Origin of the sequence: Streptomyces sp. ISL-100, from assembly GCF_018614615.1 — a bacterium.
Lineage (GTDB): Bacteria > Actinomycetota > Actinomycetes > Streptomycetales > Streptomycetaceae > Streptomyces.
The window spans coordinates 56,085-73,105 of the sequence record NZ_JAGGOK010000051.1; the positions used below are offsets into that span (position 1 = coordinate 56,085).

At 70.7% G+C, this 17,021-nt stretch carries 15 protein-coding genes and 2 pseudogenes; 12 read left to right on the plus strand and 5 right to left on the minus strand.

Annotated elements, in window-relative coordinates; all coding sequences use genetic code 11:
* Positions 1–48 precede the first annotated feature (48 nt).
* The 10 genes and pseudogenes from J7E89_RS23070 to J7E89_RS23115 all read left to right on the plus strand — a co-directional run bounded on the left by J7E89_RS23070 (position 49) and on the right by J7E89_RS23115 (position 9,516).
* Entirely contained in the window at positions 49–420 is a 372-nt protein-coding gene (locus J7E89_RS23070; RefSeq protein ID WP_214976287.1) for a hypothetical protein, read from the plus strand.
* Positions 413–1,234, plus strand: coding sequence for a DUF2637 domain-containing protein (locus tag J7E89_RS23075; RefSeq protein WP_251060950.1), 822 nt, complete (start codon positions 413–415; stop codon positions 1,232–1,234). The genes J7E89_RS23070 and J7E89_RS23075 overlap by 8 nt, the downstream gene beginning before the upstream one ends.
* Positions 1,235–1,443: 209 nt before the next feature.
* Positions 1,444–2,511: a sugar ABC transporter substrate-binding protein gene (locus J7E89_RS23080; protein WP_214976288.1), complete on the plus strand. Its 1,068-nt coding sequence runs from the start codon at positions 1,444–1,446 to the stop codon at positions 2,509–2,511.
* Positions 2,508–4,040, plus strand: coding sequence for a sugar ABC transporter ATP-binding protein (locus J7E89_RS23085; protein ID WP_214976289.1), 1,533 nt, complete (start codon positions 2,508–2,510; stop codon positions 4,038–4,040). Before J7E89_RS23080 ends, J7E89_RS23085 begins: the two co-directional genes overlap by 4 nt.
* 103 nt (positions 4,041–4,143) lie before the next feature.
* Positions 4,144–5,102: pseudogene (locus tag J7E89_RS23090) on the plus strand (ABC transporter permease).
* 17 nt (positions 5,103–5,119) lie between these two features.
* On the plus strand, positions 5,120–6,508 hold the full coding sequence (locus tag J7E89_RS23095; RefSeq protein WP_214976290.1) for an L-fuconate dehydratase: 1,389 nt from the start codon (positions 5,120–5,122) through the stop codon (positions 6,506–6,508).
* Entirely contained in the window at positions 6,505–7,287 is a 783-nt protein-coding gene (locus J7E89_RS23100) for an SDR family NAD(P)-dependent oxidoreductase (protein ID WP_214976291.1), read from the plus strand. The genes J7E89_RS23095 and J7E89_RS23100 overlap by 4 nt, the downstream gene beginning before the upstream one ends.
* An 11-nt stretch (positions 7,288–7,298) precedes the next feature.
* Positions 7,299–8,318, plus strand: coding sequence for an aldo/keto reductase (locus tag J7E89_RS23105; protein WP_374196858.1), 1,020 nt, complete (start codon positions 7,299–7,301; stop codon positions 8,316–8,318).
* Positions 8,315–8,626, plus strand: a complete 312-nt coding sequence (locus tag J7E89_RS23110; protein WP_214976292.1) for an L-rhamnose mutarotase — start codon at positions 8,315–8,317, stop codon at positions 8,624–8,626. The genes J7E89_RS23105 and J7E89_RS23110 overlap by 4 nt, the downstream gene beginning before the upstream one ends.
* Before the next feature lie 5 nt (positions 8,627–8,631).
* Positions 8,632–9,516 carry an amidohydrolase gene (locus tag J7E89_RS23115; protein WP_214976293.1) on the plus strand — a complete coding sequence of 295 codons (885 nt, stop codon included), beginning with the start codon at positions 8,632–8,634 and terminating at the stop codon, positions 9,514–9,516.
* A gap of 113 nt (positions 9,517–9,629) precedes the next feature.
* On the opposite strand, the gene J7E89_RS23120 is transcribed toward J7E89_RS23115, so the two are convergent.
* From J7E89_RS23120 to J7E89_RS23135, 4 genes are all read right to left on the minus strand, one after another.
* Complete coding sequence (locus J7E89_RS23120) at positions 9,630–11,072, minus strand: acyl-CoA synthetase (protein WP_214976294.1); 1,443 nt, start codon at positions 11,070–11,072, stop codon at positions 9,630–9,632.
* A 53-nt stretch (positions 11,073–11,125) separates the two neighbouring features.
* On the minus strand, positions 11,126–12,733 hold the full coding sequence (locus tag J7E89_RS23125; protein WP_214976295.1) for a GAF domain-containing sensor histidine kinase: 1,608 nt from the start codon (positions 12,731–12,733) through the stop codon (positions 11,126–11,128).
* A 27-nt stretch (positions 12,734–12,760) separates the two neighbouring features.
* Positions 12,761–13,798, minus strand: coding sequence for a rod shape-determining protein (locus J7E89_RS23130; protein WP_214976296.1), 1,038 nt, complete (start codon positions 13,796–13,798; stop codon positions 12,761–12,763).
* Between the two features lie 173 nt (positions 13,799–13,971).
* The gene (locus tag J7E89_RS23135) at positions 13,972–14,559 is read right to left on the minus strand and encodes a hypothetical protein (protein WP_214976297.1); all 588 of its coding nucleotides are present in this window, start codon (positions 14,557–14,559) and stop codon (positions 13,972–13,974) included.
* A gap of 112 nt (positions 14,560–14,671) precedes the next feature.
* Here J7E89_RS23135 and J7E89_RS23140 point away from each other — a divergent pair, with 112 nt between their 5' ends.
* Positions 14,672–15,679, plus strand: coding sequence for a hypothetical protein (locus J7E89_RS23140; RefSeq protein ID WP_214976298.1), 1,008 nt, complete (start codon positions 14,672–14,674; stop codon positions 15,677–15,679).
* 29 nt (positions 15,680–15,708) lie between these two features.
* On the opposite strand, the gene J7E89_RS23145 is transcribed toward J7E89_RS23140, so the two are convergent.
* Positions 15,709–16,131, minus strand: a complete 423-nt coding sequence (locus J7E89_RS23145; RefSeq protein WP_214976299.1) for a MarR family winged helix-turn-helix transcriptional regulator — start codon at positions 16,129–16,131, stop codon at positions 15,709–15,711.
* A gap of 93 nt (positions 16,132–16,224) precedes the next feature.
* Here J7E89_RS23145 and J7E89_RS23150 point away from each other — a divergent pair.
* Positions 16,225–16,398, plus strand: a pseudogene (locus J7E89_RS23150) (NADP-dependent oxidoreductase); the annotation flags it as partial.
* Positions 16,399–17,021: the final 623 nt, after the last annotated feature.

Below are 17,021 nucleotides of genomic sequence, written 5' to 3' on the forward strand. Positions count from 1 at the left end.
ACACCTCAGGTGCCGCCGAGCCGGTGATCAATTCGGGCAAGCCTATCTATGAGTGACAACACCACCCATATACCGCGCATCCTGCCTAATGCATGCGCTGTTGGATGGAATATGACCAATACAAAGCGGCTGGACACGCCCGCGCGCCGCTCTATCAGTGCCGGAAGTGATGTCAGCACCGCCGCCGTGCGGATGGGGCAGTGGGTATTCACGCCGACCCGTGTCCGCTTCGCTCGCGAAGCGAACGCAACCTTGCACGACAATGACCGGTGCGTCGTCTTGAGGTACTCGTCCTCGATCCTCGAAAGCTTCCTGAAGGAAATGGGAAGCATTGAGGCCGAGTTCGTCACTCTGTCGAGCACCGTGGAAGGCTCCGCCGGACCTGTCGGTCAGCAGACAGGGCGGCGCGTTCATGCCTGAGGCGCGCGGCCGCCACAGCCGGCCGCCCTCGCGCCCGGACGCTGCTGAGGTCGCGATGGATGCGGTTGACGCCTATCCATACGTCGACATCGGGGACCAGCTTGCATCCCCCCTCGGTGCGCTGGAAGGGCACTGGGACCCGGCGGAGGAACTCGCCCATCTGCTGAAAGAGGCCATCGAAACCGACGCGAGCGCCGCCCCCTCGTCCCCTGTCTTCGGTGAATCTCCGGTCACCGAAGATCCCGACGCCCCGCTTGCGGGCCTGGCGCAGATCACGGCAGAACTGCCGCCCCTGCGTTCCGCGCCCTCTCGCCGTCGCCGCGCCCCCTCGCGCAGACATTTGGCGAGCGGGCTGCAGACGGCCAGTTTCTTCCTGGCCGCGCTCGCCGCCGTCGTCGTCTCCATGGTCTGCGTCTTCGGCGGCATGGTCGCTTACGATCCGCTGCGCCACCTCGCCAAGTACCGCACGTCCGGGGGCGCGGTCAGGTGGTGGCCCTTGCTCGTCTACGGGCCTTGGACGGTCGCCTCCCTGTCCATCCTGCGCGCCGCCCTCCACCGGCGCCGCGCTGTGCATTCCTGGACCGTCGTGCTGCTCTTCTCCGCCGTCTCCATACTCCTGTGTGTCTCCCAGGCTCCTCGGACCCTCGTCGACGTGGCAGCGGCCTCGCTGCCCTCATTCGCCGCTCTGGCCTGCTTCCAGCAACTCGTCCGGCAGATCACGCTGACCCGGCCACCCCGCCAAGCGGCCCCCCGCCACCGGAGTGCGGCGCCGTCGGCACAGAGTTCCGGCAGCCCGAGCCGGACAGTGACGTAGGCCCCTCCAGGACCAGGGCGAGTGCTCCCCGTACCGCTTCGTTCAGGGCTCTTGGAGCTCGATACATCGGATCAATGTGCCGGTTTTCTCGGGAAAATGGTGCCCGATGGGTGTCCCGTGGGCTCAAAGGTCTGATAAATATGCCACGCGGCCCGAGGCGGACCATGCCGCACCACCCATCCGTAGCTGCCTCGGTGAGGAGCCGTCTGATGACTGGCAGGACAGTGCGGAACAGGACCAGAGCGGCGCGCGCGGGCGCGCTGGCTGTTTGCGCCTCGCTGGCGCTCGCCGCTTGCGGCAGCACCAAGGACCGAGTGGCAGGCGGCAGTGGGGGCGTAGAGGGAAGCGGGAAGGTGGGGGTGATCCTGCCCCTGCTGACCTCGCCGTTCTGGCAGTCGTACAACGACTACGTGCCGAAGATGGCCACGTCGCAGGAGGTTGACGCACTCAAGACCGTCAACTCCAACAGCGACCCCGCCCAGCAGATCACCGACATCAACAACCAGCTCAACCAGGGCGTCAAGGGTCTCGTCGTCGCGCCGCTCGACAGCGCCGCGATATCCGCCGGCCTCGACCAGGCCGAGCGCAAGGGCGTACCGGTCGTCGCCGTCGACGTCGCGCCCGAAAAGGGCAAGGCCGCGATGATCGTGCGCGCCAACAACATCGCGTACGGCGAGAAGGCATGCCAGTTCCTCGGCGAGGCCGTGAAGAGCGGCAAAGTCGTCCAGATCATGGGTGACCTCGTCTCGGTCAACGGGCGCGAGCGCTCGGAGGCCTTCCGTACGTGCGTGAAGAAGAACCACCCGAAGGTCAGAGTCCTGGAGATTCCGGCGAAGTGGGAGTCCGACACCGCCGCGTCCAAGCTCGACACCCTCCTGAATGCCAACCCGGACATCAAGGGCATCTATCTGCAGGCCGGTGGCGTGTACCTCGCCCCGACCCTCCAGACCCTCAAGAGCAAGAATCTGCTCAAGAAGGCCGGGCAGCCGGGTCATATCGCGATCGTCTCCAACGACGGCATCCCGCAGGAGTTCGACGCGATCCGCAAGGGCGAGATCGACGCGACCGTCTCCCAGTCGGCCGACACGTACGCGAAGTACGGCATGTACTACATCAAGGCGGCCATGGAGGGTAAGACCTTCAAGCCCGGCCCGACCGACCACGACTCCGTCATCGTCGAGCACCCCAACGGAATGCTTGAGGACCAGCTGCCCGCGCCGCTGGTCACCAAGGAGAACGTGGACGACCCCGAGCTGTGGGGCAACACGGTCAAGTGACTACAGACACCAGGCCACCGGTTCCGCTCGTCGAGGCCGCCGGCATCACCAAGCGGTACGGTCCGACCACCGCGCTCCAGGACGGCCGGCTGACCGTCATGCCCGGTGAGTCCCACGCCCTCGTCGGCCGCAACGGCGCCGGCAAGTCCACCCTCGTCACCATCCTCACCGGCCTCCAGGCGCCGGACGCCGGCACCGTCCACTTCGACGGCGGGGCCGCGCCCGCGCTCACCGACCGGGACGCGTGGCGCGCCAAGGTCGCCTGCGTCTACCAGAAGCCCACCGTCGTACCCGAACTGACGGTCGCCGAGAACCTTTTCATCAACCGGCAGCCCACCCGCCGCGGCGGTTTGATCAGCTGGCGGCGGCTGCGCGCCGAGGCGGCGAAGCTGCTGGAGACCTGGGACGTACGCGTCGGCCCGGACGCCCGCATCCGCGACCTCAAGGTCGAGGACCGGCAGATGGTCGAGATCGCCCGCGCCCTGTCGTTCGGCGCGCGCTTCATCATCCTCGACGAGCCGACCGCCCAGCTCGACAACAGGGAGATCGAGCGGCTCTTCGCCCGCATGCGGACGCTTCAGGAATCCGGCGTGACGTTTTTGTTCATCTCGCACCACCTTCAGGAGGTGTACGAGGTGTGCCAGGCCGTCACCGTGCTCCGCGACGCCCGCTGGATCACCACCGCCCCCGTCACCGAACTCCCGCGCGCCGCCCTGGTCGAGGCCATGGCGGGTGAGGCCGTCACGGCGCAGGAGAGCGCGGCGCGGGCGAACGTCCCCGCCGAAGCGGCGGTGCGCCTGCGGGTCACCGGGCTGAGCTCGACGGCGTACGAGAACGTCGGCCTGACCGTCCGCGAGGGCGAGGTCGTCGGCCTCGCCGGCAGCAGCGGCAGCGGCAAGGTGGAGCTGGCCGAGACCTTCGCCGGTCTGTACGCCCCGGATTCGGGCAGCGCGGAACTCGACGGGCGGCGGATGCCGTTCGGCGACGTACCGGCGGCTCTGAAGGCGGGTGTGGGGTGTGTGCCGCGCGATCGGCACGACCAGGGGCTGGTGCCCGGGATGAGCGTCGGCGACAACGCGACGATGAGCGTACTCGGGCGGCTCGGCCGGTACGGCTTCGTGTCCACCTACCGCAAGCGCGCCGAGGCGCAGCAGCTCATCACCCGCCTCGACATCCATGCCGAGGGGCCGCAGCAGCCGGTGTCCGACCTGTCGGGCGGCAACGCCCAGAAGGTCGTCATGGCGCGGGCGCTGGCGTCCGATCCGCGGCTGCTCGTCCTCATCAACCCCACGGCGGGCGTCGACGTGAAGTCCAAGGAGTCGCTGCTCGCGCGGATGGACAGTGCGCGCGAGGACGGTGCGGCGGTGCTGGTGGTGTCCGACGAGATCGACGACCTGTGCCGCTGCGACCGCGTGCTGGTCCTCTTTCACGGGCGGGTCGTCGCCGACCATCCGGTGGGCTGGCACGACCACGAGCTGATCGCATCCATAGAAGGAATCGAAGGAACAGAAGGAGTGGACCGTGGCTGACACCACAGCTCCGTCGGCGTCGGACACGACCACCACCACGCCGCGGGGCCAGGCCGGTGGCGGGCGGAAGCCCGAGCCCTCCCCGGCCAGGGGAACGCGTGCCGTGCTGATCGGCCGGGCCCGCGAACTCGCCCTCGTACCGGCTCTGCTGGTCCTCGTCGTCTTCGGCGCCCTGGTCAACGACACCTTCCTAACCCAGCGCAACCTCATCTCGATCCTCGGCGCTTCCGCCGCGCTCGCGATGGTGGTGCTCGCCGAGGCGCTGGTGCTCATCACCGGCAAGTTCGATCTGTCGCTGGAGTCGGTGGTCGGCATCGCCCCGGCGGTCGGAGCGCTGCTGGTGCTGCCCGCCGCTCAGGCGGGGTTCGGCGCAGAACTGCCGGTCTTCGTCTGCGTCATGGCGATTGTGCTGATCGGCGCGGTGATCGGCGTCTTCAACGGCCTGCTGGTGGTGAAGCTCAAGCTCAACGCCTTCATCGTCACGCTCGCCATGCTGATCGTGCTGCGCGGCCTGCTCGTCGGCGCGACCGAGGGCAAGACTCTCTTCGGGATGCCCGACGCCTTTTACACGCTCGCCACCACCACGTTTCTGACCGTTCCGATGTCGGTGTGGCTGGCGGCGGTCGCCTTCGGTGTCGCGGGGCTCGTGCTCAAGTACCACCGGGTGGGCAGGGCGCTCTTCGCGATCGGCGGCAATCCGGCCGCCGCGCGGGCCGCCGGTATCCGCGTGGAGCGGGTGATGCTCGGGGTGTTCGTCGTCGCGGGCGCGCTTGCCGCCGTCGGCGGCTCATGCAGACGGGTTACGTCGGCGCCATCAACGCCAACCAGGGCCAGAACATGATCTTCACCGTGTTCGCTGCCGCCGTCATCGGCGGGATCAGCCTGGACGGCGGCAAGGGCACCATGTTCGGCGCGCTCACCGGCGTGCTGCTGCTCGGCGTCGTACAGAACCTGCTGACTCTCGCCCAGGTTCCGTCCTTCTGGATCCAGGCCATCTACGGCGGAATCATCCTCGTCGCCCTGATGATCGCGCGCGTCACCACCGGCCGGGCCCAGGACTGAGTAGGTAGGACGGTGCCATGAAATTCCCCGTACCCGTACCCGTACCCGTTACCGGGCGGCCCACAGGTCCCCGTATCACCGCCGTCGAGACGTACGACATCCGATTCCCCACCTCGCGACAGCTCGACGGCTCCGACGCCATGAACCCCGACCCCGACTACTCCGCCGCCTATGTGGTGCTGCGCACCGACGCGGCGGACGGGCACGAGGGGCACGGTTTCACCTTCACCATCGGGCGCGGCAACGACGTCCAGGTCGCGGCGATGGAAGCCCTGCGTCCCCATGTCGTCGGCCGGCCCGCCGACGAGCTGTGCGCCGACCCGGGCACGCTCGGCCGCGACCTGACCGGAGACAGCCAACTGCGCTGGCTCGGGCCCGAGAAGGGCGTGATGCACATGGCGATCGGCGCCGTCGTCAACGCCGCCTGGGACCTGGCCTCCAAGCGGGCCGGCAAGCCGCTGTGGAAGTTCCTCGCCGACGCCGAGCCCGAGTGGCTCGTCTCGCAGATCGACTTCCGCTACATCGCGGACGTACTCAGCCCCGAGGACGCGCTGGGGCTGCTGCGGTGGGGCCGGGACGGGCGCGTCGAGCGGGAGACGCTGCTCCGCGCGCAGGGGTACCCCGGCTACACCACGTCCCCGGGCTGGCTCGGCTACTCCGACGAGAAGCTGACCCGGCTGGCGCGGGAGGCCGTCGCCGACGGCTTCACCCAGATCAAGCTGAAGGTCGGCGCGGACCTGGCGGACGACATCCGCCGGATGCGGACCGCGCGCGCCGCCGTCGGCCCGGACATCCGCATCGCGATCGACGCCAACCAGCGGTGGAACGTCGGCGAGGCCGTCGACTGGACGGGGGCGCTCGCGGAATTCGCCCCGTACTGGATCGAGGAGCCGACCAGCCCCGACGACGTCCTCGGGCACGCCGAGATCCGTAAGGCCGTCGCGCCGGTGAAGGTCGCCACCGGCGAACACGTACAGAACCGCATCATCTTCAAACAGCTCCTCCAGGCCGGGGCCATCGACGTACTCCAGATCGACGCGGCGCGGGTCGGCGGGGTGAACGAGAATCTGGCGATTCTGCTGCTCGCCGCGAAGTTCGGGGTGCCGGTGTGTCCGCACGCGGGCGGCGTCGGGCTGTGCGAGCTTGTCCAGCACCTGTCGATGTTCGACTACGTCGCGCTCACCGGGACCACCGAGAACCGTGTCATCGAGTACGTCGACCACCTCCACGAGCACTTCACCGAGCCCGTGGCGATACGGGGCGGGCACTACGCGGCGCCGGACGCGCCGGGGTTCTCGGCGACGATGCGTCCCGAGTCGATCGCTGAATTCACCTATCCGGGCGGCTCGTTCTGGGCCGCCGATCTGACATGTGAGTCGACCGCTGCCGAGGAGGCCGCCGTATGACGGAGACCGCGATGGACGACCCGAACCGCCTCGACGGCCTCAGGGCCCTGGTGACCGGCGGTGCATCCGGCATCGGCCTCGCCACCGCGCGGTTGCTCGCCGCACGCGGCGCCGATGTCGCCGTACTGGACCTGGACCCGTCCGGTGCGCCGGCGCCGCTGTTCGGGATCAAGACCGACGTCTCGGACGACGCGTCCGTACGGGAAGGAGTCGCCGCGGCGGTGGACCGGCTCGGCGGGGTCGACATCCTGGTCAACAACGCGGGCATCGGCGCCGCCGGAACGGTCGAGGACAACGACGACGCGCAGTGGCACCGCGTCCTGGACGTCAACGTCCTCGGCATGGTCCGCACCACCCGCGCCGCACTGCCGCACCTGCGGCGGTCCGCGAACGCCGCGGTCGTCAACACCTGCTCGATCGCCGCGACGGCCGGGCTGCCGCAGCGCGCGCTCTACAGCGCCAGCAAGGGCGCGGTGCTGTCCCTGACCCTTGCCATGGCCGCCGACCACGTACGGGAAGGGATACGCGTCAACTGCGTGAACCCGGGCACGGCCGACACCCCCTGGGTCGGCCGCCTCCTGGACGCCGCCGACGACCCGGAGGCCGAGCGCGCCGCCCTGAACGCCCGCCAGCCCATGGGCCGCCTGGTCAGCGCCGGTGAAGTGGCCGCCGCCATCGCCTACCTCGCGAGCCCGGCCGCGGCCTCGGTCACCGGCACCTCGCTCGCCGTCGACGGTGGCATGCAGGGCCTGCGCCTGCGGCCGGCTGAAGCCCGGTGAGTGCAGGTCCGGTGAGCGTGCCGGGGGAGGTCGGGGATGTCGCCACCCTGGGGCGCAGCGGCGTACCCGTCACCGCGCTGTCCTTCGGGGCCGCCGCGCTCGGCAATCTCTTCGCTCCAGTCACCGACGAGGCCGCGGCCGAAACGGTCGACGCCGCCTGGGACGCCGGCATCCGCTACTTCGACACCGCGCCGCACTACGGCCTTGGGCTGTCCGAGCGGCGCCTCGGGGACGCCCTGCGCGGGCGGGCCCGTGACACGTACACCCTCTCCACCAAGGTGGGGCGGCTGCTGGTCGCGGACGGGCCGCCGGGCGGGATGGACGGCGAGGGCTTCGCCGTGCCCGCCACGCACCGCCGGGTCTGGGACTTCAGCGGCGACGGCGTACGGCGCTCCGTCGAGGACAGCCTTCAGCGGCTCGGCCTCGACCGGATCGACGTGGTCTACCTCCACGACCCCGACGACCACGCCGAGCAGGCGTTCCGCGAGGGTTACCCGGCGCTGGAGCGGCTGCGCGCCGAAGGCACCGTACGGGCGATCGGCGCCGGCATGAACCAGGCCGCGATGCTCACCCGCTTCGTCCGCGACACCGATGTGGACGCGGTGCTGTGCGCCGGCCGCTACACCCTCCTCGACCAGCGCGCCGGCGAGGAACTCCTGCCCGAGGCCACCGCCCGCGGCAAAAGCGTCGTCGTCGGCGGGGTCTTCAACTCCGGCCTGCTGGCCGACCCGCGCCCCGGCGCGACGTACGACTACGCCCCCGCGCCGATGGACCTCCTGGACCGCGCCCTGCGCGCCAAGGCCGTCGCCGGGCGCCACGGCGTCCCGCTGCGCGCCGCCGCGCTGCGCTTCCCCTTCGGTCAGACCGCCGTGGCGAGCGTGCTGGCCGGTGCGCGGTCGGCGGCCGAAGTGGCCGACGCGGCCGCGATGTTCGCGACACGCGCACCCGCGCGGATGTGGGAGGAGCTGCGCGGGGAGAGTGTGCTGGGGGCGGACGTACCGGTGCCGGTGGAGGTCGAAGAGCAACCATGAGAATCGCCCTGCACACACGGGTCCGCGCCGATCGGATCGAGGAGTACGAGCAGGCCCACCGGGAGGTTCCGGCCGAACTGGCGGCGGCCATCCGTGGCGCCGGGGTCGGCTCGTGGACGATCTGGCGCAGCGGCGCCGACCTCTTCCACCTCATCGACTGCGCCGACTACGGCGACCTGCTCGCCCGGCTGGAGAAGCTGCCGGTCAACATCGCGTGGCAGGCGCGCATGGGGGAGCTGCTCGACGTCGTGCACGACTACTCGGCTGAGGGCGCGGGGGCGGGCCTTCCTGTCGTGGGGGAGCTGTGACCGCCGTGACCGCCGTGCGTCGCCTCGTGGACGCCCACCACCACGTCTGGGACCTGTCCGTACGCGATCAGGACTGGATCACCGGGCCGGAACTCGCCCCCATTCGCCGGAACTTCCTCCTCGACGACCTGCGTCCTGAGGCTGCCGCCGCCGGCGTCGAAGCGACCGTGATCGTCCAGACGATCACCGTGCCCGAGGAGACCCCGGAGCTCCTGGCCCTCGCCGCCACGAGCGACCTGATCGCGGGAGTCGTCGGCTGGACCGACCTCACCGCGCCGGGAGTCGCCGACGCGATCGCGGAACTGTGCGAACTCCCCGGCGGCGACGGCCTGGTCGGCATCCGCCACCAGGTGCAGGGCGAGCCGGCCCCGGAGTGGCTGCTGCGGCCCGACGTTCACCGCGGCCTCGCGGCGGTGGCCGACGCGGGGCTCGTGTACGACCTGGTGGTGCTGCCGGGGCAGCTGGGCGCCGCCGCGAAGGCGGCGGCGGCGCACCCGGGTCTCGTCTTCGTACTGGACCACCTGGGCAAGCCGCCGGTCGCGTCAGGGGAGTTGGAGCCGTGGGCCGGCGACGTACGCCGTCTCGCCTCGCTGCCCAACACCGCGTGCAAGCTGTCGGGGCTGGTCACCGAGGCGGACCGGGCGACGTGGACGGTGGCCGACCTGCGCCCGTACAGCGACACGGCACTCGACGCGTTCGGGCCGTCCCGACTGATGTTCGGCTCGGACTGGCCGGTGTGCGGGCTGTCGTCGTCCTACGCGGGGGTGCTCGCGGCGGCGCGGGAGTTGACGGCCGGCCTGGGCGAGGGGGAGCGGGCCGACGTCTTCGCGGGGACGGCGGACCGGACGTACGGCCTGGAGCTTGACGGTGGGACTGTCCAGGTCGAGTAGGTCTTTGGTCGGGATGGGGTGTTTTACCTCGACGTCGTCACCGATTTCGATGGTCATCCTGTCCTGGCCCAGAAGACCGCTGCGCGAGGCTTCGCCTTGAAGGATCATCCAATTCAGGCCCGCAGAGCTCCCTTCATGATCTTGCCCATGTCGTTGCGCGGCAGCGAGTCCAGCAGCCGGACGACGCGTGGGCGCTTGTGCGGGGCCAGCAGGGCCGCCACGTGGTCGGCGAGCTCCGCCTCCGACGGCGGCGACTGCGGGTCCGCCGGCACGATCCAGGCCACGATCCGCTCGCCCAGGTCCTCGTCCTGCTCGCCCGTGACCGCGGCCTCCCGCACCCCGGGATGCTCCAGCAGCGCGTTCTCGATCTCGCCCGCGCCGATCTTGTAGCCGCCGCTCTTGATGAGGTCGGTGGCCTTGCGGCCGACGATCCGTACGTAGCCGTCGGCGTCGAGCGTCGCCATGTCGCCCGTACGGAACCATGACCCGTCGAACGCGGCGGCGGTCGCGTCCGGCCGGTTCAGGTACTCCGTGAAGAGGTTCGGCCCGCGCACCTGGATCTCGCCGATGCCGTCCGCCTCGTCCACCAGCCGCAGTTCCACACCGGGCAGCGGCAGCCCGACCGTGCCGGGGCGGGCCTCGCCGCCGGCCCGCACCGACGTGTTCATCAGCGTCTCGGTCATGCCGTACCGCTCGATCACCGCGCGCCCCGTCGCCGCGGTGATCCGCCGGTGGTCGCGCACCGGCAGCGCCGCCGACCCCGACACCAGCAGCCGCGCCCCCGCCAGCGCCTTGGCCAGCTCCCGGTCGCCGTCACCCTCGCCGTCGCCGTCCAGCGCTTCGGCCAGCCGGTGGTACATCGTCGGTACGCCAAAGAGCATCGTCGCGCCCGCCGACAGCTCCCGCGTGACGCCCCGCACGTCGAACCTGCCCAGGTGCCGCACCTCGCCCCCGCGCCGCAGCGGGCCGAGGATCCCGAGGATCAGCCCGTGCACGTGGAAGAGCGGCAGCGCGTGCACCAGTACGTCGTCGGCCGTCCACTCCCACGCCTCCTCCAGCGCGTCCAGCGTCGCGGCGATCGCGCGGCGGGGGAGGACGGCGCCCTTCGGCGGTCCGGTCGTACCCGAGGTGTAGACGATCAGCGCGGGGGAGCCGGGCGACGGCTCGGCGGGCAGAGCGGACGCCGGTCCCTCGCCCGCGGCCGTGACATCGATACGTTCCAGCTCGTCCAGCGCCCACGGCAGTTCATTGCCCGCTGCCGCCAGCACCAACGTAGGCCCGCTGTCCGCCACGATGTGCCCCAGCTCCCGCTCCCCGGTCTTCGGGTTGAGCGGCACAGCCGGCACCCCCGCCAGCAGCGCCGCGACCACCCCGACCGCCGTCTCCAGGCTCGGAGTGGCCCAGACGGCCACCCGCCCGGCGCCCGCGATCCTGGCGGCCAGTCCACCGGCGGCGGAGGCGAGTCCGGCGTACGTCAACGTGCGGTCGCCGAACCGCAGTGCGGGCCGGTCCGAGCGTAGGTGGAGGGAGGGAAAGAGTGCAGAGGAGGCAGCCATGGGCCGACCCTACGACTCCTCGTTCTACGACCGCACCCCGTCGGAGCGGCGCGTCAGATCGGCGCCTGCCAGCTCACCGTCGTGCCGCCCCCGCCGTCCTCGCCGCCCCCGCCGTCCTCGGCCGTCCCGTCGTCCGTCACCGTCAGCCGTACGCCGTCCCGCCCGTCCGGCAGCTTCGCCTTCGCGTCGACCTCCACCCTGACCGCCGTGATCCCCGCCCGCCGGTGCGCCCCCGCCAGCGCGCCGCGCAGCTCGGCCAGCAGCCGCCGGCCCACCGGTTCCGGAACGAGGGCGTCCACCGCTCCCGTGAAGTGCACCGACGGCTGGAAGCCCAGCAGCGTGGCCGCGCCGGCCGTCTCGCGCAGGACCCGGCCCCGGAAGGTGGCGGGCGCGTCCGCCGGGGGCTGTTGCAGCGCGAAGATCGTCGTCCGTACCTCCTGGATGGTGGAATCCAGCTCGTCGACGGCCGCCCCGAGCAGCTTGTCGAGGTCGAGGTCGAGGTCCGCCGCGGCCGCCCGCCGCCGGGTTGACTCCAGCATCATCTCGGTGGCGAACAGCCGCTGTACGACCAGATCGTGCAGGTCACGCGCGATCCGGTCGCGGTCTTCGAACACTGCCAGCCGCTCCCGGTCCTGCCTGCCGTCCGCCAGGACGAGCGCCAGCGCCGCCTGCGACGCGAACTGCGAGGCGAGCAGCCGGTCGACCGCCGTGTACGGCGGGCCGCCGCGCCGCCTCGGCAGGGCCAGCGTGCCGATCAGGTTGCCGCCGCTCTGGAGCGGCAGCATCATGCTCGGCCCGAAGCGGGCGCGTACCCGCGTCGTCATCCGCTCGTCGGTCGCCGAGTCCTCGACGAACACCGCTTCCCCGCCGAGCAGTTGCTCCAGGACCGGGCTGCCTGCCTCGATGACCGTACCCATCAGGTCGGCGGGGTCGTCGAGGGTCGAGGCGGCGACGATCTCCATGCCGCCCTCGGCGGTGGGCTGGAGGACCACGCCCGCCGAGGCGTCGGCGAGGATACGGGCCTGCTCGGCCACGGTCATCAGCGCGTCCTCGGCACTCTCGCCGGTCAGGAGGGCGGTGGTACAAGCGGCGGCGCCCTCGATCCAGCGCTCCCGCCGGCGGGCCGTCTCGTACAGCCGCGCATTGCCGATCGCGATGCCCGCCTGCGAGGCGAGCACCCGCAGTAGCGCCAGGTCCTCCGCGGTGAAAGCGGGATCCGGCCCTTGCGCACCCCGCTTCCCGGTCAGGCAGAGAGTGCCGAAAGCCTCGGCGTGGACCCGGATCGGGACGCCGGCGAAGGACTTCATCGCCGGGTGTCCGGGCGGCAGGCCGGCCGCGCGCACGTCGGCCGACATGTCGGGGACGAGCAGCGGGCGCGGCTCCTGGAGGAGGTGGCCGATCAGGCCGGTGCGCCCGTCGGGCAGCCGGCCGATGCGCTCCCGGGTCTCCTCGTCGATGCCCGAGGTGAACAGCTCGGTGATGTTGCCGCGCTCGGGATCGACGACCCCGAGCGCGCCGTACCCGGCCCCGGCCAGCTCGGTGGCGGTGTCCACGATGTGCTGGAGGGTGGCGTGCAGTTCGCGCTCGGAGCCGACGTTCAGCACGGCCTCCAGCAGCATCGGCAGCCGGGGCGCCACGCCTGCCCCGCTCTCCGGGTTCATGCGGCCGCTCCGTGCGCGCCGTGGTGCTCAGTGGCTGATCGGTTCGAGGACCATCGGCGCGATCTTGCCCTCCAGCATGGCTCCGAGCCCGAGTACGGAGCAGACGTCGGGGCGCTCGGCGATGTGCACCGGCATGCCCGTCGCGTCGCGCAGCATCTGGTCGAGGCCGGGCAGCAGCGCGCTGCCGCCGACCATCATGATCCCGCAGTCCGCGAGGTCGGCGACCAGGTCGGGCGGGCAGTCGCGCAGCACCTTCCCGATGCCGTCGAGCACGGCGGTGAGGGGCGTGTGGATGGCTCGTCGCACGGCGGCGGTGTCGACGTGGACGGAGCGGGCGAGGCCGGTGGCCACGTCCCGGCCGTGGATTTCGGTGGAGGCCGGACCCTCCGCCGTCAGACCGTTGCCCCTGAGCGCCAGCTGGAGGGGGCGTACGGACTGGCTCGGCAGCATCAGCTCGTGGTGGTGGCGCAAGTACTGAATCACGGCGTGGTCGATGGCGTTGCCGCCGACCGGGATGCGCTGGGCGGTGACGATCGAGCCGAGCGAGAGCACCGCCACCTGGGTGGTCGCCGCCCCGCACACCATGATCATGGTGGCCGACGGCTGTTCCACCGGCAGCCCGCAGCCGACGGCCGCGGCGATGAGGGTGTCGACGAGCTCAACGCGGCGCGCGCCGAGCCCGATGAGGGTTTCGACGGCCGCGCGCTGGGCGAGCGGGTCGCTGTCGTGGGGCGTGCAGGCGGCGGCGCGCAGCCGTGGCTTGCGGCGGAGCTGGCGCCGGAGCTTCTCCCCGATGAGGTGGCGCAGCATGCGCTGGGCCATTTCGATATCGACGACGGTGCCGCCGGAGACGGGGCGTACGACACGGATGTAGTCGGGCGTACGGCCGGTCATCTGTTCGGCGAAGGCACCGACGGCGATGAGCGCGCCGGTGCGGGTGTTGACGGCGGCCACACTCGGCTCGTCGACGACGAGCCCCACACCCTTCACGAAAACCCGGGTCCTGGCGGCTCCGAGATCGACGGCGATATGGCAACGGCGCAACTGCTCAAGACTGACGGTCACGGCAGGTTCTCCCGAGAGCGCTGACGGACCGGCGGGTGCCGGTCCTGCTTCGCATCGTGCGGGGGCCGGTGGCCGGGCGCGCGCTGAGTGAGCCGGTCGGGCGTACGAGCTGACACCTTGCCAGGAGTGGGTGGGCGCCCGTCTGCGGGCTGTCTGCGCCGGTCCGGCCCGGGTTATGGGCCGTCAGGAAAGCCCACGCGCTGAAGCAAACCCCAGGTGAACTCCGCGACGCACGGTTTACCGTCGGGCAGCGTCAGCCCGAGCCGCCACCGGGTCGGCGCCGTTCCCTCCATCGGGCGAGCCGGTGGGAAGGCGCGGGCCACCTCGTCCACGGTGCACGACCACGGGCGCAGGTCGTCGGCCGTACGCAGCTCGGGCCCAGGGGCGGCTGGGGCGCGGACCAGCCACTCGTTCCATACGGCGCCACCCGGCGCGGTGAGCACCTCGAAGCGCAGGCCGGGCCAGAGCGGCACCGGCCACGCCAGGGCGTCGCACTCCAGGTCGCCGATCCGGCGGCGTACGGAGGTCTCGGGCGGCCCGAGCACCGAGCGGTAGCGCGCCACCGAGCCGCGCGCCCGCGGCGAACGCACCATGGCCTGCCAGCGGCGATTGGCCTCGCGCATGTCCGCGAGGGTCACGCCGAGCTCGCGGCGGGCGTCCTCGACCAGGTGGGGCTGGTGATCGGCCATCCGGCGCAACAGCACCAGCTGGAAGTCGAGCGGCCCGAAGGGATGTGTGCCCGGATGCGTGCCCGTATGCATACGTCCATCCTGCCCTGCCCTGCTGACACGCCATGGAATACACGCTTCCACACAAGATCCTCACAGGACCGGTTCCCGATGTTGACCGTGGGACACATAACCTGCGGGCGCCATGGACTACTGCTACTCCTGCCGCAGGCACCTCAACGGCGCTCTGGCCTGTGCCGGATGCGGAGCCCCCGTCGGTGACCTCGGCCACGCCGCCCCCGAGGCGCGCTCGGAACACGACGCCCGTCACGGTGCCGACGTACACGGGCCGCACAGTGGTGGCTACGGCCGTGACGACGGCTACGGCAACGGCGGCGGCCATGGGTACGACAACGGACATGGTTACGGCCGCGAAGCCGGTTATGGCCACGGCGACCGTTACGACAGCGGTGACGAATACGACAGCGGTGACGAATACGACGGCGGCGATGGCCATGACGCTCACGACGCTCACGACCGTCACGAAGAAGCCTCCGCCGCGCCCGCCGATCCCGTCCCGGCCGCCGCCCCCGTCGGTCCCGGCCGCGCCGCCCGGCGTACGAAGCGTGCCCGCAGTGCCCGCAGGGTGCACCGCCGCCGGGGCCGCAAGATGGTCCTCGTCTGCATGGGCCTGGTACTGGCCGGCGGCGCGCTGAGCCTGGCCGAGCTCGCCACGGAGTCCGGGGGCGAGGGGTGGGTGTCCGGCGCCATAGACGGTGAGGATGAAGCCGAAGGCGAAGGCGAAGGCGAGGGTGGCGCGAGCCGGCCGTCCGCGACCGGCGCAGGGGGGACCGCCGGCGTCGGCGGGGCGGGGAACGCGGAGGTGGATCCGTCGGCGTCGGCGCGTTCCGCCTCGGCCTCGGCCTCCGCGTCCGCCTCGGACAGCAGCTCGCCGTCCGCCAAGGCTTCGAAGTCCGCGTCGGCGAAGGCCACGGACGCCGCCACCGCCACCGCCACCGCGTCGGATCCGCAGTCGGCGCCCGGTGGCGCGCCGGCGGAGCCCGGGGGCGGCGCGTCGTCCGAGCCCGACCCCGCGCCGCCGCCCCCACCGCCGCCGGCGTCGTCCGCGGACCCGGCGCCCGCACCTGATCCGACACCGCCGCAGCCCGCGCCGACCGAGACCTGCGACCGGTTCCTGTGGTGGTGCACCTGAGCGGCAACCGGCCCGGCTGACCCCGAGGGTCAGTGCCCGAGCATCCGTTTCAGCAGGTCACGCAGCGCGGTGCGCTCGTCGTCCGACAGCTCGCCCAGCGGTTCCCGCGCGAAGTTCAGCGATTCGCGCAGCCTGGCCGCCGTCTGCCTTCCCTCCTCGGTGGCGGCGGCGAGTTTGACGCGCCGGTCGGCCGGGTCCGGCCGGCGCTCGACCAGCCCGCGCGCTTCCAGCCGGTCGACGATGCCGGTGACGTTCGACGGCTCGCACTTCAATTTCTTGGCTATACGCCGCATGGGCATCGCCTCGATGGACAGCAGACCCAGCACGCGCGCCTGGGCGCCGGTGAGCGCGTGCTCGGCCGCGGCCTCGTCGTACTCCTCGTGATAGCGGGACACGACCTCGCCGATGAGCTCGACGACTTCGAGGGTCAGAGGGTCTGTGCGAGGGGCCATGCACGCCATCCTATCCATTTACTTGACAATCTTAAATATCCAGGAGCATGGTTGTTTCGGTACCTGAAGCTTTTCCAAGGAGGTTCGCAGCTCATGACCGCACTGCCCACGACCGGCCGCTCCTGGCACCTCGTCGCTCGCCCGCACGGCTGGCCCAAGCCCGAGGACTTCGCGCTGCGTGAGGCCCCCGTGACCGAGCCGGCCGAGGGTCGCATCCTGGTCCGCAACCTCCACTTCTCGGTCGACCCCTATATGCGCGGCCGGATGTTGGCTCATTGACAACATGCACACTCTGTGACTGCCTTCATCACTCAGTGCTCACATGTCATCGCACATCGTGACTACATCGCCTTCGCCAGCACACACCCCCGCCCATGCCGGGGGTAATGGATGGAGAAACCCCCTGTGTGGACCGCCGGGGCACCTTCCTTTCATCCTGTACGGGTTTCAGAGCCGCTGTAACGGCTCCTGGGGTCTCTTCACCCCCTTGGAGGCACCGTGTGCCCAGTTGGGTATCTCAGGCCCTTAGAACGCCGTACAGACCCCTTCTTGGCCTTGGTGGGCACATCTCGCAACCGCCATGGCGATACATCTCGCCTTGGCTGGCTTCTTGTCTGTGACCCCTGTCTCACTTCCTTTGGTTGCTGTCCCCACAGGCTTCATAGGACAGGTACACACTTATTGAGGGTGTTTCTATATCTACTACTACTTACTACTAAGACTCTCTAGAAGTAGTAGTCACTAGTATCTGTAGGGCATCCCCTCAAAGGGATGCCTTCTGAGTAACCCTCTCCTTGAACAGCAAGAAGCCCCGGCCACTAGAGCCGGGGCCTGTTGGTTGCTTGGACTACAGTCAGGTTCTTTCAGAGGGCTCGACCTGGTGAACCAGG

Coding starts and splice junctions, on each gene's coding strand:
- J7E89_RS23095 (WP_214976290.1), top strand. CDS start 5,120: ATGAAATTCCCCGTACCCGTACCCGTACCCGTTACCGGGCGGCCCACA.
- J7E89_RS23075 (WP_251060950.1), top strand. CDS start 413: ATGCCTGAGGCGCGCGGCCGCCACAGCCGGCCGCCCTCGCGCCCGGAC.
- J7E89_RS23110 (WP_214976292.1), top strand. CDS start 8,315: ATGAGAATCGCCCTGCACACACGGGTCCGCGCCGATCGGATCGAGGAG.
- J7E89_RS23145 (WP_214976299.1), bottom strand. CDS start 16,131: ATGGCCCCTCGCACAGACCCTCTGACCCTCGAAGTCGTCGAGCTCATC.
- J7E89_RS23125 (WP_214976295.1), bottom strand. CDS start 12,733: ATGAACCCGGAGAGCGGGGCAGGCGTGGCGCCCCGGCTGCCGATGCTG.
- J7E89_RS23135 (WP_214976297.1), bottom strand. CDS start 14,559: ATGCATACGGGCACGCATCCGGGCACACATCCCTTCGGGCCGCTCGAC.
- J7E89_RS23080 (WP_214976288.1), top strand. CDS start 1,444: ATGACTGGCAGGACAGTGCGGAACAGGACCAGAGCGGCGCGCGCGGGC.
- J7E89_RS23070 (WP_214976287.1), top strand. CDS start 49: ATGAGTGACAACACCACCCATATACCGCGCATCCTGCCTAATGCATGC.
- J7E89_RS23100 (WP_214976291.1), top strand. CDS start 6,505: ATGACGGAGACCGCGATGGACGACCCGAACCGCCTCGACGGCCTCAGG.
- J7E89_RS23140 (WP_214976298.1), top strand. CDS start 14,672: ATGGACTACTGCTACTCCTGCCGCAGGCACCTCAACGGCGCTCTGGCC.
- J7E89_RS23120 (WP_214976294.1), bottom strand. CDS start 11,072: ATGGCTGCCTCCTCTGCACTCTTTCCCTCCCTCCACCTACGCTCGGAC.